Raw genomic sequence first — 16682 nt, 5'->3', positions numbered from 1 at the left:
GGTGCTCCCGGCTGATCTGATCGCGGCGCTCGACACCGTCGCCGCCACCCCCCGACTGCTCGTCACCTCCGATTTCGACGGCACGCTGTCGCCGATCGTGAACAACCCTGCCGACGCGCGGGCCTTGCCCGCCGGCTCCGCCGCCCTGCTGGACCTGGCGGCCCTGCCCGACACCTTCGTCGCGCTGGTGTCCGGACGTGCCCTCGACGTCCTGCGCGAGCTGTCCGGCATGCCACCGTCGGTGCACCTGGTGGGCAGTCACGGCGCGGAGTTCAACACCGGCTTCACGCAGACCGTCAACAGTGCGCTGCTGGGCGAGATCGTGGATTCGCTCACCGAGATCGCAAGCCGATACCCGGGCTCCGCGGTCGAGACGAAACCCGCCAGCGCCGCGCTGCACGTCCGCAACGCCTCGCCCGACGACGGCGAGGCCGCGCTGGCCGCCGCACGGGCGGCCGGGACGCAGTGGGCCGCCGAGCCCACCGAGGGCAAGGCGGTACTGGAGTTCGCGGTGGTCACCACCAGCAAGGGCTCGGCCATCGACGTCCTGCGGGAGCGCGATGACGCGACCGCCGTGGTTTTTCTGGGCGACGACGTCACCGACGAGAAGGCGTTCGCCCGACTGCGCGACGGTGACGTGGGCGTGAAGGTCGGTCCGGGGCCGTCCGCCGCGCAGTACCGGGTCGACTCCCCCGAAGACGTCGCCGAGGCGCTGGCGTACCTCGCGGCGCGCCGCGCGGGCTAGGCGGGTGGGCCCGAGGTGCGGCCGCGGACCAGTTCGGTGTCGAGCACCTCGACCACCGGGATCCCGGACCGCGGCGGATTGTTCAACAGGTATCCGGCCCGTCGGCCCTTCTCCAGGCTCGGCTGCGCGACGGTCGTCAGCCCGCGCGCCAGTGCCTCGGGGACACCGTCGAATCCGGTGACGGTCATCTGGCCGGGCACGTAGATGCCCCGCGACCGGAGATGGTCCATGGCCGAGAGCGCCAGCACGTCGGCGGTGCACATCAGCGCCGTGATGCGCGGATTGGCTTGCAGCGCAACCGCGGCCGCCGCCCCACCGGAACTCGGTAGGTGCTCGAAGGTCTCCACCACAGTCAGACCATCGGGGTTCAGGCCGGCATCGGACATCGCGTCGCGCACTCCGAGAATGCGTTCGCACTGCACGTGAAAATGCTGTGAGGTGAGCCGTTCCGGATCCACAACGGCAGACTGCGCCTCGCCGTGCGGCCAGTCCCGGCCGAGCCGCATGGTCAGCAGACCGATCTCCCGATGTCCAAGGCCGACAACATATTCCGCGATACCGCGCATGGCTGCGCGATCGTCGATGCAGACCCGGGAGGCACCCTGAAGGTCCTTCGGCTGGTCGACGACGACGATCGGGACGCCCCGCTGCTGCACGACGGGCAGGTACGGGTCGTCGTCGGAGGCCGCGTACACCGCGAACCCGTCGACCCCGGCGGACAGCACGGCCGCGGTGCCGTCCTCGACCGACCGGTTCGGCCCGGCCGCCACCAGCAGCAGGCCCTGCCCGGCGTCTTCGCACGATTCGGCAAGTCCGGCAACGAAATCCAGCGCCGCCGGATCGCGGAATGAGTAGTTTAGGGGCTCGGTGATGATCAGCCCGACGGCGCCGGCCTTTCGGGTGCGCAAGGACCGCGCCACCGGGTCAGGCCCCGGGTAGCCCATCTCCTTGGCCGCGGCGAGCACGCGCTCCCGCAACTCCGGCGAGAGCTGGTCCGGCCGGTTGTAGGCGTTCGAGATCGTGGTGCGCGAGACCTTCAACTCGGCAGCGAGCGAGGCCAGCGTGGCCCGACGCCTCGGGTTGGGACTCCTCGGCATATTTGTGACGCTAGCGCATCCGATTCGCGCGGCACGGCAACGGTGCACTAGATTTATTGCAAACGGTTTTCATTAACACTAACCCGCAGGAGCACACATGACCCGGACCAGGCTCATCGCACTGTCCGCCCTCACCGCGTTGACCGTCGCCGCTTGCGGGTCACAAGGCGACTCCGGCCACGCCAACGGCGCCGCCAAGGTCGTCGCCACCACCAACGTCTGGGGCAGCGTCGCCACCGCGGTCGCCGGTGGGCACGCCAACGTCAAATCCATCCTCACCAACGCCGCCGCCGACCCGCACTCCTACGAGGCCACTCCCTCCGACGCCGCCGCCATCGCCGACGCCAACCTGGTCGTCATCAACGGCGGCGGTTACGACCACTGGGCCGACGACGTGTTGAAGAACCACAAGAACGTCACCACCGTGGACGCCTACTCGCAGCTGCCGCACAGCGCACCCGGCGAGGCGAACGAGCACGTGTTCTACAACATGGCCGTGGCCAAGGCCGTCGCCGCGAAGATCGCCGACGACCTGGCCGGCACCGATCCCGCGCACGCCGATGCCTACCGTGCCAACGCCGCGGAATTCGGCAAGCAGACCGACGCCATCGCCGCTACCGAACACACCATCAGCCAGAAGCATCCCGGCGCCGCCGTGGTCGCCACCGAGCCCGTCGCGCACTACCTGCTGGCCGCCGCAGGTGTCACCGACAGCACCCCGCACGGGTTCGCCGCCGCCGCCGAGGAAGGCCACGACCCCGCCCCCGCCGACGTGGCTGCGATGCTCGACCTGATCAACGGCCACAAGGTGGAAGCCCTGGTGGTGAACAAGCAGACCGAGACCGCCGTGACCAAGCAGCTGCAGGATGCGGCCACCAAGGCCGCGCTGCCCATCGTCGAGGTCACCGAGACGCTGCCCGACGGACAGGACTTCCTGACCTGGCAGCGGCAGACCGCGGAGGCACTGGCACACCAGCTCGATAGCGCCGCGGCGCCAGGTCGATAATCAGTAACCGTGACTTCTGCTGCGGTCGCCGAACTCACCGGCGCACGACTGTCGTTCGGCGACCGCGTGCTGTGGGACCGGCTGGATCTGACGGTGCGCCGCGGTGAATTCATCGCGGTGCTCGGCCCGAACGGCACCGGCAAGACGTCGCTGCTCAAAGTGCTGCTGCGCCAACAGCCGCTGACCGCCGGCCGGATGACCACCACCGGCGCCATCGGCTATGTGCCGCAGCACCGCTCACTGGACACCGGGCTGACGTTGCGCGGCCGCGATCTCGTCGGCCTCGGCTGCGACGGGCACCAGTGGGGTTTCGCCGGTCCGCGGAAGCGGGCGCAGCGGCGCGCCGTGGTCACCAGGGCGCTCGGCCAGGTCGACGGCACCCGCCTCGCCGACGTCCCGGTGTCGGTGATGTCCGGCGGTGAACTGCAGCGCGTCCGCATCGCACAGGCCCTGGCATCCGACCCGGCGCTGCTGCTGTGCGACGAACCGCTGCTCAACCTCGACCCGGCCAACGCGAAACTTGTGTCGAGCCTCATCGACCAGCGCCGCAAGGACGCCGGTACCGCGGTCCTGTTCGTCACCCACGAGGTCAACCCCGTGCTGCCGTACGTCGACCGCGTGCTGTACCTGGTGGAGGGCCGCTTCCGGATCGGCACCGTCGAGGAGGTCATGACGTCCGAGACGCTGTCGGCGCTGTACCGCGCCGACATCGAGGTCGCCCGGATCGGCGGCCAGTACGTCGTCGTCGGCCAGGACGGTGCCGGCGTGGACAACTCCGAGCATGCGAGTGGGCACTGTTGTGAATAACTTCTTCGACACGGCGCTGACCGCAGACCTGCTCGGCCGCGACTTCGTCCAACAGGCCGTGCTCGCGGCGGCGCTGCTGGCGCTGCTCGGTGGTCTGATCGGACCGTTCATCGTCATGCGGCAGATGTCGTTCGCGGTGCACGGCTCCAGCGAACTCTCCCTCACCGGCGCCGCCTTCGCCCTGCTGACCGGGCTCAACGTCGGTCTCGGTGCCCTCGTCGGGAGTGCCCTGGCGGCAATCCTTTTCGGCATCCTTGGGCAACGCTCACGCGAGCGGGACTCGGCCATCGGCGTCGTGCTGGCCTTCGGCCTCGGCCTGGCCGTGCTGTTCATCCATCTCTACCCCGGCCGCACGGGCACCAGTTTCGCGTTGCTCACCGGGCAGATCGTCGGCGTCGGCTATTCGGGTCTGGCGCTGCTGGCGGTGGTGACCGTGCTGGTGGTCGCGATCCTGGCGGCCTGCTACCGGCCGCTGCTGTTCGCCACCGCCGACCCGGAAGTGGCTGCCGCCCGCGGGGTTCCGGTGCGGGCGCTGGGCATCGTGTTCGCCGCACTGGTCGGCGTCGCGGCCGCGCAGGGCGTGCAGATCGTCGGGGCACTGCTGGTGATGTCGCTGTTGATCACCCCCGCCGCCGCGGCCGGCCGGGTCTTCAGCTCCCCCGTCACCACGATGGTGGCGTCGGTGATTTTCGCCGAGATCGCCGCGGTCGGCGGCATCGTGCTGTCGCTGGCCCCCGGCGTCCCGGTGTCGGTGTTCGTGACGTCGATCTCGTTCGGCATCTACCTGCTGTGCTGGGGCGCCGGAAAACTCAGTCGCCGGTAGCGGGAGCACCCACCCGTCGCTACGCTCGCCCCACCGGTCGCCCGGGCTCGTTGCTCCACTGCGACCACGAGCCGGGGAACAGCGCCACGTCCCGGCCGGCGGCCGCCAGCGCGGCCACCGCCACTGCCGCGGTGACGCCCGACCCGCAGTAGACGCCATCCACGTCCGCACCGTCGGCGCGCAGCGTGCCGTCGGCGGCGAGCACGCTCGGCAGATTGATCGCACCCGGAATGTGCCCGGCGACGGGGTCCATGGGTTCGACGTCGCCGCGGAACCGCTCCGGCGCACGGACGTCACCCAGGCGCGGGCCCAGGGCCGCGGCCTCGTCGGCGGTCAGAGTGGGCATGGCGCCCGCATAGAGGTCCTGGTGGGCGACCGTGGCGTCACCCGGTGCCGGTTGGACCTCACCGCGGTCCAGCGGGCCACCCGACGTCGTCCACGCGGCCAGCCCGCCGTCGAGGATGCGGACGTTCTCGATCCCGGCGGCGCGCAGCACCCACCAGGCGCGCGCCGACCCGGCGCGATTCCAGTCGTCGTACACGACGGTGGGCACGCCGTCGCGCACGCCCCAACGGCGCGCGGCCTCCTGCACCGCAGCGCCCGACGGCAGCGGATGACGGCCGCGTCCCGTCACGGTGTGGTCCGAGAGCTCGTCCTCCAGCGAGACGTACACCGCGTCGGGAATGTGCCCGGCCAGGTAGTCGTCGCGGCCGTCGGGCTTGGCCAGCTGCCAGCGCACATCGAGCAGCGTGACGTCGCCGGCGGCGATCAGCTGGGCGAGACCGAAGGCGGTGATGAGAATGTCGTCACGAGTGGACATGTCCGCCAGCCTAGGCTGGCGGACATGTCTGCTGTGGACCTCAACGCCGATCTCGGCGAGAGCTTCGGGGTGTGGCGCCTGGGCGACGACGACGCGATGCTCGATCTGGTCACCAGTGCCAACATCGCCTGCGGCTTCCACGCCGGCGACCCGGCCGGGCTGCTGCGGGTCTGCCGGGCCGCCGCCGAACGCGGCGTCCGGATCGGCGCGCAGGTGGGCTATCGCGACCTGGCGGGCTTCGGCCGCCGCTACATCGATGTCGGCTCGGACGACCTGACCGCCGACGTGATCTACCAGATCGGCGCGTTGCAGGCCCTGGCGCACGTCGCCGGATCGACCGTCAGCTACGTCAAACCCCATGGCGCCCTGTACAACACGATCGTCACCGATCACGTGCAGGCGCGCGCGGTGGCAGCGGCCGTCCACGCCGTGGACCCCGCACTGCCCGTATTGGGACTGGCCGGTTCGGCGTTCTTCGCCGCCGCAGACGAACTGGGATTGCGCACCGTGCCCGAGGCCTTCGCCGACCGCTCGTATCGCCCGGACGGACAACTGGTGCCGCGTACACAACGCAATGCGGTGCTGCACAACGTGTCGACCATCGCCGACCGGGTGGCCTCCATGGTGACCGCGGGCCGCGTCGGCGCCGTCGACGGTTCCACCATCAAGATCACCGTGAAATCAATTTGCGTACATGGCGATTCGCCAGGTGCCGTCGACATCGCCCGGGCGGTCCGCGACCGGCTGACCACCGACAACGTACAGATCGAGGCCTTCTGCTGATGCGACTCAAACTCGGCCGGCCCGACCTGGCCGCCTACACCCGCTACTTCGATCAGCCCGCGGCCAGCCCCGGCGCTCCGCTGACCGTCACGTGGGCCGGCGTCACCACCATGCTGGTGTCCGACGGTTCGTCGGCACTGTTGACCGACGGCTTCTTCTCCCGGCCGAGTCTCTTGGCGGTCGGATTGGGCCGATTGACCCCGGCGCTAGCTCGCATTGATGGCTGCCTGCACCGGCTCGGCATCGACCGGCTCGATGCGGTGCTGCCGGTCCACACGCACTTCGACCACGCCATGGACTCCGCATCCGTCGCCGCGCGGACCGGCGCACAGCTGGTGGGCGGAGCATCGGCCGCTCACATCGGCCGGGGCGGCGGACTGCCCGACTCGCAGCTCACGGTGGCCACCCCGGGCGAGCCGATCACGTTGGGCGCCTTCGACGTCACGCTGTTCACCGGCCACCACTGCCCACCCGACCGTTTCCCCGGCACCATCACCGCACCCGTGGTGCCGCCGGTGCGGGCGTCGGCCTACAAGTGCGGCGAGGCGTGGTCCACGCACATCCACCACCGCAGCAGCGGCCGGAGCCTGCTCGCCGTCGGCAGTGCCGGCTTCGTACCGGGCGCCCTCGCCGGGCAACGCGCCGAGGTCGTGTACCTCGGGATCGGGCAGCTCGGCCTGCAGCCCGAGAAGTACCTCGTCGACTACTGGAACGAGACGGTCCGGACCGTCGGTGCGCGCCGGGTGGTGCTGACGCACTGGGACGACTTCTTCCGGCCCCTGCACGAGCCGCTGCGCGCCCTGCCCTACGCCGGCGACGACCTCGACGTCTCGATGCGGGTGCTGAGCCGGCTGGCCGCCGACGATGGCGTCCCGCTGCATCTGCCGACGCTCTGGCAACCCGCCGATCCCTGGCTGTGAACACCGCGCTGCACGAGATCGGCCGCTTGCTGCCGGTCGTCGGGTTTCTGGCCGCCGTCCTGGTACTGGCCAAACTCTGCGACGACGAAGGGCTGTTCCACGCGGCCGGCGTCTACATGGCCCGGCACAGTTGGGGCGCAGGGCAATCCGGACAGGCCAGGGCCCGCCGGCTGCTGGTCACCGTCTTCCTCATCGCGGCCGCGACCACCGCCGTGCTGAGCCTCGATGCCACCGTCGTGCTGCTGACGCCTGTCGTGCTGTCGACCGCACGAACACTGGACGTACCGGCGCGGCCACACGGCTATGCCGCTGCCCACCTGGCCAACACCGCGTCGCTGCTGCTGCCCGTGTCGAATCTGACCAATCTGCTGGCGTTTACGACCGCCGGCCTGAGCTTCACCAGATTCACCGCCGCGATGTCCCTGCCCTGGCTGCTCGCGGTCGCCGCCGAATATGTGTTGCTGCGGTGGTTCTTCCGGCGTGAACTGCGGGTCGGCGCCGTGGACGGGCCGGCTCCGCCCGCACCGGAGGTCCCGTATTTCGTCCTTGCCGTACTGGTCCTGACGTTGATCGGCTTCGGCGCCACGTCGCTGCTCGGCCTGGAGCCGGCGTGGGCCGCGTTCGCCGGTGCTGCGGTGCTCGCGGTACGGGCCGTCGTGCGCGGCCACGAGACGCCGCTCGGCATCGTGCGGGCGGCCAACGTGCCGTTCCTCGTCGCGGTGCTGGCGCTGGGCGTGCTGGTGAGCGCGGTACTGGATCTCGGGCTCGGCCGGGTCGTCTCGCAGCTGTTGCCGCACGGCAGCACCCTGCCGGCGCTGCTCGGCATCGCCGCCGTGGCGGCCGTGCTCTCGAATCTGATCAACAATCTGCCCGCCGTGCTGGTGCTGCTGCCACTGGTCGCGGCCGGTGGGCCGGTCGCGGTGCTGGCGGTCCTCATCGGGGTGAACATCGGCCCCAACCTGACCTACCCCGGATCACTGTCGAACCTCTTGTGGCGCAATGTGGTCCGCGACGAGATGCCCGCGCGGGCCCGCGAGTTCACGACCGTCGGACTGGTGACGGTGCCGGTCACCCTGGTTCTGGCCGTGACCGGATTATGGTTGAGCTGTTCGATGCTGGGACTGCGCTGAGCGCGGTTACCGCAGCGAGAACAGCGCACGTCGATTCGTCGGCGGCCGGCGTTGCCGCCGGGCCGATCGTCCGCATCGCGGGCAAGATGGCTGTCGTGGACGTGAGCCGCAGAACGCTGATCGTGGGAGGCACGGCGGCTCTCGTCGGCGCGGGACTCGGAGCGGGCGCCACCGGATACGTCGCGACCAGGCGCACCGGCCCGATGCTCTGGCAGCGTGCCGACCGCAGCGGCGCACCACCGGTCACCGGACTGCACACCCAGTTCGGTTCTGACGCGGCGACCGAGGTCGTGGTGTCCTGGCACACCGCCGTCGCGGTCGAGAACCCCCGCGTGATGGTGGGTACCCCGGACGACGGTGTCGGCAACGCCGTCGCAGCCGAGACGGTGACCTACCGGGATGCGCAGTCACACAGCGAGATTCGTGTCCACCATGCCCGGCTGACGGGCCTCGCGCCCGATACCGACTACGTCTACGCCGCCGTCCATGACGGCACCGATCCCGAGCTGGGCTCGGTGCGCACCGCACCTCGGGGCCGGGCACCCATCCGGTTCACCAGCTTCGGCGACCAGTCGACCCCCATGCTCGACGCCAAGGTGGCGGCATCCTTCGGCAACGACCACGTCGGCTCCCCGGCCGCCGGTGACATCACCACCGCCGTCGAGCGGTTGGCCCCACTGTTCCACCTGGTCAACGGCGACCTCTGCTACGCCAACCTCGCTCACGACCGGGTGCGCACGTGGTCGGAATGGTTCGAGAACAACACCCGCTCCGCGCGGCACCGACCGTGGATGCCGGCGCCGGGAAACCACGAGAACGAGCGCGGCAACGGCCCGATCGGCTACGGCGCCTACCAGGCCTACTTCGGGCTGCCGGACTCCGGATCCGACCCCGAGCTCCGCGGCCTGTGGTACGCCTTCACCGCCGGCTCGGTGCGCGTGATCATCCTCGCCAACGACGACATCTGCTACCAGGACGGCGGCAACTCGTACGTGCGCGGCTATTCCGGCGGAGCCCAAAAACGTTGGCTCGAACAAGAACTCGAACGCACCCGCAGCAATAAGGACATCGACTGGGTCGTGGTGTGCATGCACCAGACGGCGGTCTCCACAGGCAACAAGACCAACGGCGCCGACCTCGGCATCCGCGAGAACTGGCTGCCCCTGTTCGACCGGTTCAACGTCGACCTCGTGGTCTGCGGGCACGAGCACCACTACGAACGCAGCCATGCGATCCACGGCACCTTACCGACCGACACCCTGACGCCGAATCCGGTTGACGCCCAATCCGGTTCGATCGATACCAGCAAGGGCACCGTGCACCTCGTCATCGGCGGGGGCGGCACGTCGATTCCGTCGAACACGATGCTGTTCCCCGAGCCGCGCTGCCGCGTCCTCATGTCCGTGGGCGAGGTGAATCCCGGCACCGGAAGGAAGACGCCGAACTACATCGAGGAAGCCGCGCCCTGGTCCGTCTTCCGGGATCGGGACAACCCCTGCGGTTTCGTCGCTTTCGACGTCGACCCCGGCCGGCCCGGCGGCAACACCTCGATCGACGCCACCTACTACGCGGTGAGCGGTCCGTTCGGCGAGGTGCGGGCGGTCGACAGATTCACCCTGACGCGGCCCCGCACAGACGGCTGATCAGCGCCGCTGCCGGGCGATCTCGGCCAGCACCACACCGGCGGCCACCGACGCGTTGAGCGACTCGGTGGGTCCGGCCATCGGGATCGAGACGATGTGGTCGCAGTTCTCCCGCACCAGTCGCGACAGGCCCTTGCCCTCGGAACCCACCACGACCACCATCGGGCCCGATGCGTCCAGCTCGTCCAGGGTGGTGTCGCCGCCGGCGTCGAGCCCGACGACCGTCAGGCCCTTGTCGGCCCAATCCTTCAGGGTCCGATTGAGATTCGTCGCACGGGCCACCGGCAGTCTGGCCGCGGCACCGGCGCTGGTGCGCCAGGCCACCGCACTGACCGACGCCGAACGCCGCTGCGGGATCACAACGCCGTGCCCGCCGAACGCCGCGACCGAGCGCACGATGGCGCCGAGATTGCGCGGGTCCGAGATGTTGTCCAGGGCCACCAACAGCGCCGGGGTGGCATCTGAGGTCGCCGACTTGAGCATGTCGTCCGGGTGTGCGTACTGGTAGGGCGGCACCTGCAACGCAATGCCCTGGTGCATGCCGTTGCTGGTGATGCGGTCCAGATCGTGGCGCTGCACCTCCATGATGGCGATACCGGCATCGGCCGCACGCGTCACCGATTCGGTGAGCCGCTCGTCGGCCTCGGTGCCCAGCACGACGTACAGCGCAGTGGCCGGGACGCCGGCACGCAGGCATTCCACGACAGGGTTGCGACCGACCACGACCTCGACGTCATCGGTCTTCTTGTGCCGCCCCTGGTTCGATCGGGCAGTCTTCTGCGCGATCTTGTACGCCTTGTGGTTCGGGCGCTGGTCGGCACGCGGGGTCGCGCCCTTGCCCTCCAACCCACGGCGACGCTGGCCGCCGGAACCGACCTGCGGCCCCTTCTTGGTGCCCTCTTTACGAATTGCGCCGCGGCGCTGGGAATTTCCGGCCATCGTCAGGCCCCATCAGTCAGGGCCCACTGCGGGCCGTCAGCGGTATCGGTGACCTCGATGCCGGCCAGCTTCAGCTGGTCGCGGATCGCGTCGGCGGCGGCCCAGTCCCGGTTCTCCCGGGCCTCGGCGCGGCTCTTGAGCGCCCACTGCACAAGGGCGTCAACAGCATTCAGTGCTGCCGACGTCTCATCGCGGGTTTCCCAGCGCTCGTCGAGGGGGTCGCAACCCAGGATGCCCATCATGGCCCGGATCGACGTCGCCGCGGCCATCGCGCCGGTGTGGTCGCCGGCGTCCAGTGCGCGGTTGCCGTCGGCGCGGGCGGCGTGCACCTCGGCGAGTGCCGCGGGTACCGCCAGGTCGTCATCCAGTGCGGCGGCGAACTTCTCGGTCCAGGTGCCGACCTCGACGGCGCCCACCCGGGTGCGGACCCGGTGCAGGAATTCCTCGATGCCGGTGTAGGCCTTGGCTGCGTCCTGCAGTGAGTTCTCGGAGAACTCCAGCATGGACCGGTAGTGCGCACTGCCCAGGTAGTAACGCAGCTCGGCGGCCCGAACCCGTTGCAGCACAGCGGGAATCGCCAGCACGTTCCCCAGGGACTTGCTCATCTTCTCGCCGCCCATGGTGACCCAGCCGTTGTGCAGCCAGAACCGTGCGAACTCATCGCCGCAGGCGTTGGCCTGGGCGGTCTCGTTCTCGTGGTGCGGGAAGATCAGGTCCATACCGCCGGCATGGATGTCGAATACGGAGCCCAGGTACTCCTGGCACATCGCGACGCACTCGGTGTGCCAGCCGGGGCGGCCCCGGCCCCACGGCGTCGGCCACGACGGCTCACCGGGCTTGGCGCCCTTCCACAGGGTGAAGTCCCGCGGGTCCCGCTTTCCGGTCGCCACGCCCTCGCCCTGGTGCACGTCGTCGATGCGGTGGCCCGACAGCCTGCCGTAGTCGGGCAGGCTCAGGACGTCGAAGTAGACGTCGCCACCGGCCGCATAGGCATGCCCGCGCTCGATCAACTTCTCGATGACCTCGACCATCTGCGTGATGTGTCCGGTCGCCCGCGGCTCGGCCGACGGCGGCAGCACGCCCAGCGCGTCGTAGGCGGCCGTGAAGGCCCGCTCGAAGGTGGCGGCCCACTCCCACCACGGCCGGCCGGCTTCGGCGGCCTTGTTGAGAATTTTGTCGTCGATGTCGGTGACGTTCCGGATGAACGCGACGTCGTAGCCCTTGGCCGTCAGCCAGCGTCGCAGCACGTCGAACGCGACGCCGCTGCGCACATGGCCGATGTGCGGCAGGCCCTGCACAGTTGCGCCACACAGGTAGATGGATGCGTGCCCGGGCCGCACCGGGGTGAAGTCCCGCACGGCACCGGTCATGGTGTCGTAGAGCCGTAGGCCCTCGAGACGGTTTTCGGTCACGACGGGCCAGCTTACCGGCCTAATCGAGCGAGACCACCAGCGCCGTCGCAATCGCCGCCAGACCCTCGCCCCGCCCGGTGAGCCCGAGCCCGTCGGTGGTGGTCGCCGAAACCGAGACAGGAGCGTCCAGAAGCGCCGACAGCACCTGCTGGGCCTCTGCCCTGCGGGGCGCGATTTTCGGGCGGTTGCCGATCACCTGGACCGCCGCATTGCCCACCCGAAAACCGGCACCCGTCAGCAGAGTAGAGACATGCTTGAGCATGTCGGTACCGGTGACGCCGCGCCATTCGGGACGGTCGGTCCCAAAGACACTGCCCAGGTCACCCAGGCCGGCAGCACTCAGCAAGGCATCACAGAGTGCGTGCGCGGCGACGTCGCCGTCGGAATGCCCGGCACAGCCGTCAGCATCGTCGAACGACAGGCACAGCAGCCAACACGGCCGCCCCGCCTCGATGGGATGTACGTCGGTACCGAGACCGATACGAAAGTTCACTGCTGGAGTAGAGACGGCGTTCAGGACGCCGCGGCGAGAACCTCGTCCAAGATGGTGGAAGCCTTCGCGTCATCGGTGTTCTCGGCGAGAGCCAGCTCACCGACCAGGATTTGACGAGCCTTGGCCAGCATGCGCTTCTCGCCGGCGGACAGACCGCGCTCCTGGTCGCGACGCCACAGGTCACGGACGACCTCGGCGACCTTGTTCACATCACCGGAGGCCAGCTTCTCCAGGTTCGCCTTGTAACGACGGGACCAGTTGGTCGGCTCCTCGGTGTGCGGGGCACGCAGCACCTGGAACACCTTGTCGAGGCCTTCCTGGCCCACCACGTCGCGAACACCGACGTATTCAGCGTTTTCTGCGGGTACTCGAACGGTCAGATCGCCCTGCGCAACCTTGAGGACGAGATATTCCTTCTGCTCGCCTTTGATGGTCCGGGTTTCAATCGCCTCGATCAATGCTGCACCGTGGTGTGGATAAACGACGGTGTCTCCGACCTTGAAAATCATCAGATTCGGGCCCCTTTCACATAGCAATGTTAGCACGGGCGTCAGACACCTGCGGATCAACAATGCAGGTCAGGGGCCATACAGATGCGCGAAAGGGGTTGACAGGGCGGCGTTTACGTGCAGTGGCGGGGGCCACAATCCGGCCGAATTCCCCCGTATTCACGTTCCATTCAGCGGTCATTCGCGGCCGGAAAGACACTCGAACCAGGCCGATAGCGGGCCTCCGCTACCGTCGTCCACCGCCACCTACTACTCTGCATAGTCGAACGCCGGACCCGTCCGGGGAGCACAGCAGGACATACCCGAGGCCGTCACGCGCATCGCCGCTGGCGCCCAAGCAGGAGGCTTGAGTGAACCGCATGAAATCGCGCACTTCTGCCGTCACGCTGGCCGCCTTCGGGCTGGCCACCGCGGTGACGCTCACCGGCTGCAGCAGCGGCCAGGTCTCGCAGAGCGCGAACCAGCTGCCTGCGGTCAACGGCACCGCCACCACCATCGGCAACGAGAAGGCCGGAGTGGACCTGCGCAACGTGTACCTGCGCGCCCCGCAGACCCGCGACTTCGTCAAGCCCGGCACCATGGTCGAGCTGCTGTTCGTCGCGACCAACAAGTCGCCCGACAACGCCGACAAGCTGGTCGGCATCAGCTCCGACGCCGGCGAGGTGCTGGTCAACGGCGGCACCACGGTGCCCGCGGGCGGCGTGCTGCTGGTCGGCACCCCGGACGGCCAGAAGCAGACCCTGCCGCGGTCCGAGGACGCCACGACCTCCATCGCGATGGTCGCGCTGACCAAGCCCATCAGCAACGGCCTGAACTACAACTTCACGTTCAAGTTCCAGAACGCCGGCGAGAAGACCATCTCCGTCCCGATCTCCGCCGGCGATGCCCCGCGCCGCGAGGCCGGCGAAGCCGCTCCGGCACCTACCGGCGGCGGCGAGGGACATCACTAAGCCCTTCCGCGGCGCCTACCGGATTCTGTCGGTGCCTGCGACTACCGTCGCGGCATGGCCAGAACCGGTTCGAAAGTACGTTCGCAGTTTCGCTGCTCGGAGTGTCAGCACACCACGGCGAAATGGGTGGGCCGCTGCCCCGACTGCGGCACCTGGGGCACGGTCAACGAAGTCGCCGTACTCAGCTCTCTGACTCCCGCGACGCACCGCGCCGTCGCACCGGCCTCGCCCGCCGTGCCGATCAGCTCCATCGATCCCGGCACCACCCGGCACTTCCACACCGGGATCAGTGAATTGGACCGGGTGCTGGGCGGCGGTGTGGTGCCGGGTTCGGTGACGCTGCTGGCCGGTGATCCCGGCGTCGGCAAGTCGACGCTGCTGCTCGAGGTCGCACACCGCTGGGCCATGTCGGGGCGGCGTGCGCTCTATCTGTCGGGCGAGGAATCGGCCGGGCAGATCCGGTTGCGCGCCGAGCGCACCGGCTGCACGCACGACGACGTCTATCTGGCGGCCGAATCCGATCTGCAGACCGCACTCGGCCACATCGAGGCGGTTCAGCCCACGCTGGTGGTGGTGGACTCGGTGCAGACCATGTCGACCGCCGAGGCCGACGGTGTGACGGGCGGCGTCACGCAGGTCCGCGCCGTCACCACCGCCCTCACCATGGCGGCCAAGACGACGGGCATGGCGATGATTCTGGTCGGCCACGTCACCAAGGACGGCGCCATCGCCGGGCCGCGCTCACTGGAGCATCTGGTGGACGTGGTATTGCACTTCGAGGGCGATCGCGCCTCGGCGCTGCGCATGGTCCGCGGCGTGAAGAACCGCTTCGGCGCGGCCGATGAGGTCGGCTGTTTCATGTTGCACGACAACGGAATCGAGTGCGTCGCCGACCCATCGGGGCTCTTCCTCGATCAACGGCCGGCGCCGGTGTCCGGCACCGCCGTGACCGTCAGCCTCGATGGCAAGCGGCCGCTCATCGGTGAGGTGCAGGCGCTGATCGGCTCGCCGTCGGCCGGGTCACCGCGCCGCGCGGTCAGCGGCATCGACTCGGCCCGGGCGGCCATGATCACCGCGGTGCTCGAGAAGCGGGCGCGTCTGCCCGTCGGCACCAACGACATCTATCTGTCCACCGTGGGCGGTATGCGGCTGACCGATCCCTCCTCGGATCTGGCGGTCGCGCTGGCCATCGCATCGGCGTACACCGACCTGCCGCTGCCGGCCACCGCGATCGCCATCGGCGAGGTCGGCCTGGCGGGTGATCTGCGCCGGGTCACCGGTATGGACCGCCGACTCGCCGAGGCCACCCGGCTCGGCTTCACCACTGCGGTAGTGCCCACCGGAATCGAGTCGCCGCCACGCGGACTTCGAGTCCTGCCGGCCGAGAACATCACCGCGGCGTTGCGGGTGTTACGCAAGATCACAGAGAATGTGGACCGGACCGGGTAGAGCCCGGCCGGAAAACCACCGAGGAGTGCACCGATGTCGGTGAAAGCGGGAACCCGGGCCGGGCGCAGCAACGTCGTGCATCTGGCCCGACCGACACTGCGCGAGACGTTGGGCAAGCTGGCGCCCGGCACGCCGCTGCGGGACGGCCTCGAGCGCATCCTGCGCGGCCGCACCGGCGGGCTGATCGTGCTGGGCTACGACGACAGCGTGGAGGCCATCTGCGACGGCGGCTTCCCGCTGGACGTCAGGTTCGCACCGACCCGGCTGCGGGAGCTGTCGAAGATGGACGGCGCCGTGGTGCTCTCCAGCGACCTCACCCGCATCCTGCGGGCCAACGTGCAGCTGGTGCCCGACCCGTCCATTCCCACCGACGAATCCGGCACCCGGCACCGCTCCGCCGAGCGCGCAGCCATCCAGACCGGCTTCCCGGTGGTGTCAGTCAGCCACTCGATGAGCATCGTGACCGTGTACGTGGCCGGCGAGCGGCACGTCGTGCCGGAAACTCCGACCATCCTGTCGCGCGCGAACCAGACAATCGCCACGCTGGAGCGATACAAGTTCCGGCTCGACGAGGTCAGCAAGCAGCTGTCGATGGCCGAGATCGAGGACTTCGTGACGCTGCGCGATGTCATGACCGTCGTGCAGCGCATGGAGATGGTCCGTCGGATCAGCCTGGAGATCGACGCCGACGTCGTCGAGCTCGGTACCGACGGGCGTCAGCTCAAACTGCAGCTCGATGAACTGGTCGGCGACAACGGCGCGGCCCGCGAACTGATCGTGCGCGACTACCACGCCAACCCCGACCCGCCGACCGCGGATCAGGTGACCGCGACACTCGAGGAGCTCGACGCGCTCAGCGACAACGAACTGCTCGATTTCACCACGCTCGCAAGGGTTTTCGGCTATCCATCGACGCCCGAAGCACAGGATTCGGCGATGAGCTCGCGCGGCTACCGGGCCATGGCCGGCATTCCGCGCCTGCAGTTCGCACACGTCGACCTGTTGGTGCGGTCGTTCGGATCGCTACAGGGCCTGCTCGCCGCGAGCGCCGACGACCTGCAGTCGGTGGAGGGCATCGGGTCCATGTGGGCCCGCCACATCCGCGAGGGTTTGTCGCTGCTCGCCGAGTCGACGATTGCCGACCGGCTGGCCTGAG

Annotated in this window: 16 protein-coding genes; 10 read left to right on the top strand and 6 right to left on the bottom strand. The window is 69.2% G+C overall.

Annotated elements, in window-relative coordinates:
* Position 1 precedes the first annotated feature (1 nt).
* Positions 2-745 carry a trehalose-phosphatase gene (otsB, locus tag QRN63_RS00765; protein WP_267320257.1) on the top strand — a complete coding sequence of 248 codons (744 nt, stop codon included), beginning with the start codon at positions 2-4 and terminating at the stop codon, positions 743-745.
* Here otsB and QRN63_RS00760 read toward each other — a convergent pair.
* The gene (locus QRN63_RS00760; protein ID WP_267320258.1) at positions 742-1842 is read right to left on the bottom strand and encodes an Rv3575c family transcriptional regulator; all 1101 of its coding nucleotides are present in this window, start codon (positions 1840-1842) and stop codon (positions 742-744) included. The two genes, otsB and QRN63_RS00760, sit on opposite strands and share 4 nt — an antisense overlap.
* A 97-nt stretch (positions 1843-1939) precedes the next feature.
* Here QRN63_RS00760 and QRN63_RS00755 point away from each other — a divergent pair, with 97 nt between their 5' ends.
* Genes QRN63_RS00755 through QRN63_RS00745 form a run of 3 tightly spaced genes read left to right on the top strand, consistent with a single transcriptional unit; the run spans position 1940 to position 4478 of the window.
* Complete coding sequence (locus QRN63_RS00755) at positions 1940-2848, top strand: metal ABC transporter solute-binding protein, Zn/Mn family (RefSeq protein ID WP_285028839.1); 909 nt, start codon at positions 1940-1942, stop codon at positions 2846-2848.
* Between the two features lie 9 nt (positions 2849-2857).
* Positions 2858-3655 (top strand): metal ABC transporter ATP-binding protein, encoded by a 798-nt coding sequence (locus tag QRN63_RS00750; protein WP_267320260.1) that lies wholly within the window; start codon positions 2858-2860, stop codon positions 3653-3655.
* On the top strand, positions 3636-4478 hold the full coding sequence (locus QRN63_RS00745; RefSeq protein ID WP_285028838.1) for a metal ABC transporter permease: 843 nt from the start codon (positions 3636-3638) through the stop codon (positions 4476-4478). Before QRN63_RS00750 ends, QRN63_RS00745 begins: the two co-directional genes overlap by 20 nt.
* A 19-nt stretch (positions 4479-4497) precedes the next feature.
* On the opposite strand, the gene QRN63_RS00740 is transcribed toward QRN63_RS00745, so the two are convergent.
* A complete protein-coding gene (locus tag QRN63_RS00740) occupies positions 4498-5298 on the bottom strand; it encodes a sulfurtransferase (RefSeq protein ID WP_267320262.1) in 801 nt (266 codons plus the stop codon).
* A gap of 24 nt (positions 5299-5322) precedes the next feature.
* Between QRN63_RS00740 and QRN63_RS00735 the strand changes: the two genes are divergently transcribed.
* The 3 genes from QRN63_RS00735 (at position 5323) to QRN63_RS00720 (ending at position 9774) form a co-directional block, all read left to right on the top strand.
* Positions 5323-6081 (top strand): LamB/YcsF family protein, encoded by a 759-nt coding sequence (locus QRN63_RS00735; protein ID WP_267320263.1) that lies wholly within the window; start codon positions 5323-5325, stop codon positions 6079-6081.
* Between the two features lie 757 nt (positions 6082-6838).
* On the top strand, positions 6839-8131 hold the full coding sequence (locus tag QRN63_RS00725; protein WP_502888077.1) for an SLC13 family permease: 1293 nt from the start codon (positions 6839-6841) through the stop codon (positions 8129-8131).
* An 86-nt stretch (positions 8132-8217) separates the two neighbouring features.
* Entirely contained in the window at positions 8218-9774 is a 1557-nt protein-coding gene (locus QRN63_RS00720) for a purple acid phosphatase family protein (protein WP_285029661.1), read from the top strand.
* Here the strand turns inward: QRN63_RS00720 and rlmB are convergent, their stop codons facing one another.
* The 4 genes from rlmB to carD are packed head-to-tail and all read right to left on the bottom strand — an operon-like array spanning position 9775 to position 13127.
* Positions 9775-10713 (bottom strand): 23S rRNA (guanosine(2251)-2'-O)-methyltransferase RlmB, encoded by a 939-nt coding sequence (gene rlmB / locus QRN63_RS00715; protein WP_267320265.1) that lies wholly within the window; start codon positions 10711-10713, stop codon positions 9775-9777. It lies immediately after the preceding gene.
* A gap of 2 nt (positions 10714-10715) precedes the next feature.
* The gene (gene cysS, locus QRN63_RS00710) at positions 10716-12149 is read right to left on the bottom strand and encodes a cysteine--tRNA ligase (protein WP_285029660.1); all 1434 of its coding nucleotides are present in this window, start codon (positions 12147-12149) and stop codon (positions 10716-10718) included.
* On the bottom strand, positions 12145-12618 hold the full coding sequence (gene ispF / locus QRN63_RS00705; protein WP_285028836.1) for a 2-C-methyl-D-erythritol 2,4-cyclodiphosphate synthase: 474 nt from the start codon (positions 12616-12618) through the stop codon (positions 12145-12147). The genes cysS and ispF overlap by 5 nt, the downstream gene beginning before the upstream one ends.
* 20 nt (positions 12619-12638) lie before the next feature.
* Positions 12639-13127 (bottom strand): RNA polymerase-binding transcription factor CarD, encoded by a 489-nt coding sequence (carD, locus tag QRN63_RS00700; RefSeq protein ID WP_043400059.1) that lies wholly within the window; start codon positions 13125-13127, stop codon positions 12639-12641.
* Positions 13128-13486: 359 nt separating this feature from the next.
* Between carD and QRN63_RS00695 the strand changes: the two genes are divergently transcribed.
* The 3 genes from QRN63_RS00695 to disA are packed head-to-tail and all read left to right on the top strand — an operon-like array spanning position 13487 to position 16681.
* Positions 13487-14077, top strand: a complete 591-nt coding sequence (locus QRN63_RS00695) for a copper chaperone PCu(A)C domain-containing protein (RefSeq protein ID WP_285028834.1) — start codon at positions 13487-13489, stop codon at positions 14075-14077.
* Positions 14078-14131: 54 nt separating this feature from the next.
* The gene (gene radA, locus QRN63_RS00690) at positions 14132-15526 is read left to right on the top strand and encodes a DNA repair protein RadA (protein ID WP_285028833.1); all 1395 of its coding nucleotides are present in this window, start codon (positions 14132-14134) and stop codon (positions 15524-15526) included.
* Positions 15527-15559: 33 nt separating this feature from the next.
* A complete protein-coding gene (gene disA, locus QRN63_RS00685; protein ID WP_267320272.1) occupies positions 15560-16681 on the top strand; it encodes a DNA integrity scanning diadenylate cyclase DisA in 1122 nt (373 codons plus the stop codon).
* The last annotated feature ends 1 nt before the right edge of the window (position 16682 follow it).

Origin of the sequence: Mycolicibacterium sp. lyk4-40-TYG-92 (assembly GCF_030209435.1) — a bacterium.
Classification (GTDB): domain Bacteria; phylum Actinomycetota; class Actinomycetes; order Mycobacteriales; family Mycobacteriaceae; genus Mycobacterium.
Note: the sequence above shows the minus strand (reverse complement) of the source record. Positions and strands in the feature narration are given on the sequence as shown.

Coding starts and splice junctions, on each gene's coding strand:
- QRN63_RS00735 (WP_267320263.1), top strand. CDS start 5,323: ATGTCTGCTGTGGACCTCAACGCCGATCTCGGCGAGAGCTTCGGGGTG.
- radA (WP_285028833.1), top strand. CDS start 14,132: ATGGCCAGAACCGGTTCGAAAGTACGTTCGCAGTTTCGCTGCTCGGAG.
- QRN63_RS00740 (WP_267320262.1), bottom strand. CDS start 5,298: ATGTCCACTCGTGACGACATTCTCATCACCGCCTTCGGTCTCGCCCAG.
- QRN63_RS00760 (WP_267320258.1), bottom strand. CDS start 1,842: ATGCCGAGGAGTCCCAACCCGAGGCGTCGGGCCACGCTGGCCTCGCTC.
- disA (WP_267320272.1), top strand. CDS start 15,560: ATGTCGGTGAAAGCGGGAACCCGGGCCGGGCGCAGCAACGTCGTGCAT.
- carD (WP_043400059.1), bottom strand. CDS start 13,127: ATGATTTTCAAGGTCGGAGACACCGTCGTTTATCCACACCACGGTGCA.
- QRN63_RS00695 (WP_285028834.1), top strand. CDS start 13,487: ATGAAATCGCGCACTTCTGCCGTCACGCTGGCCGCCTTCGGGCTGGCC.
- QRN63_RS00755 (WP_285028839.1), top strand. CDS start 1,940: ATGACCCGGACCAGGCTCATCGCACTGTCCGCCCTCACCGCGTTGACC.
- QRN63_RS00720 (WP_285029661.1), top strand. CDS start 8,218: ATGGCTGTCGTGGACGTGAGCCGCAGAACGCTGATCGTGGGAGGCACG.
- rlmB (WP_267320265.1), bottom strand. CDS start 10,713: ATGGCCGGAAATTCCCAGCGCCGCGGCGCAATTCGTAAAGAGGGCACC.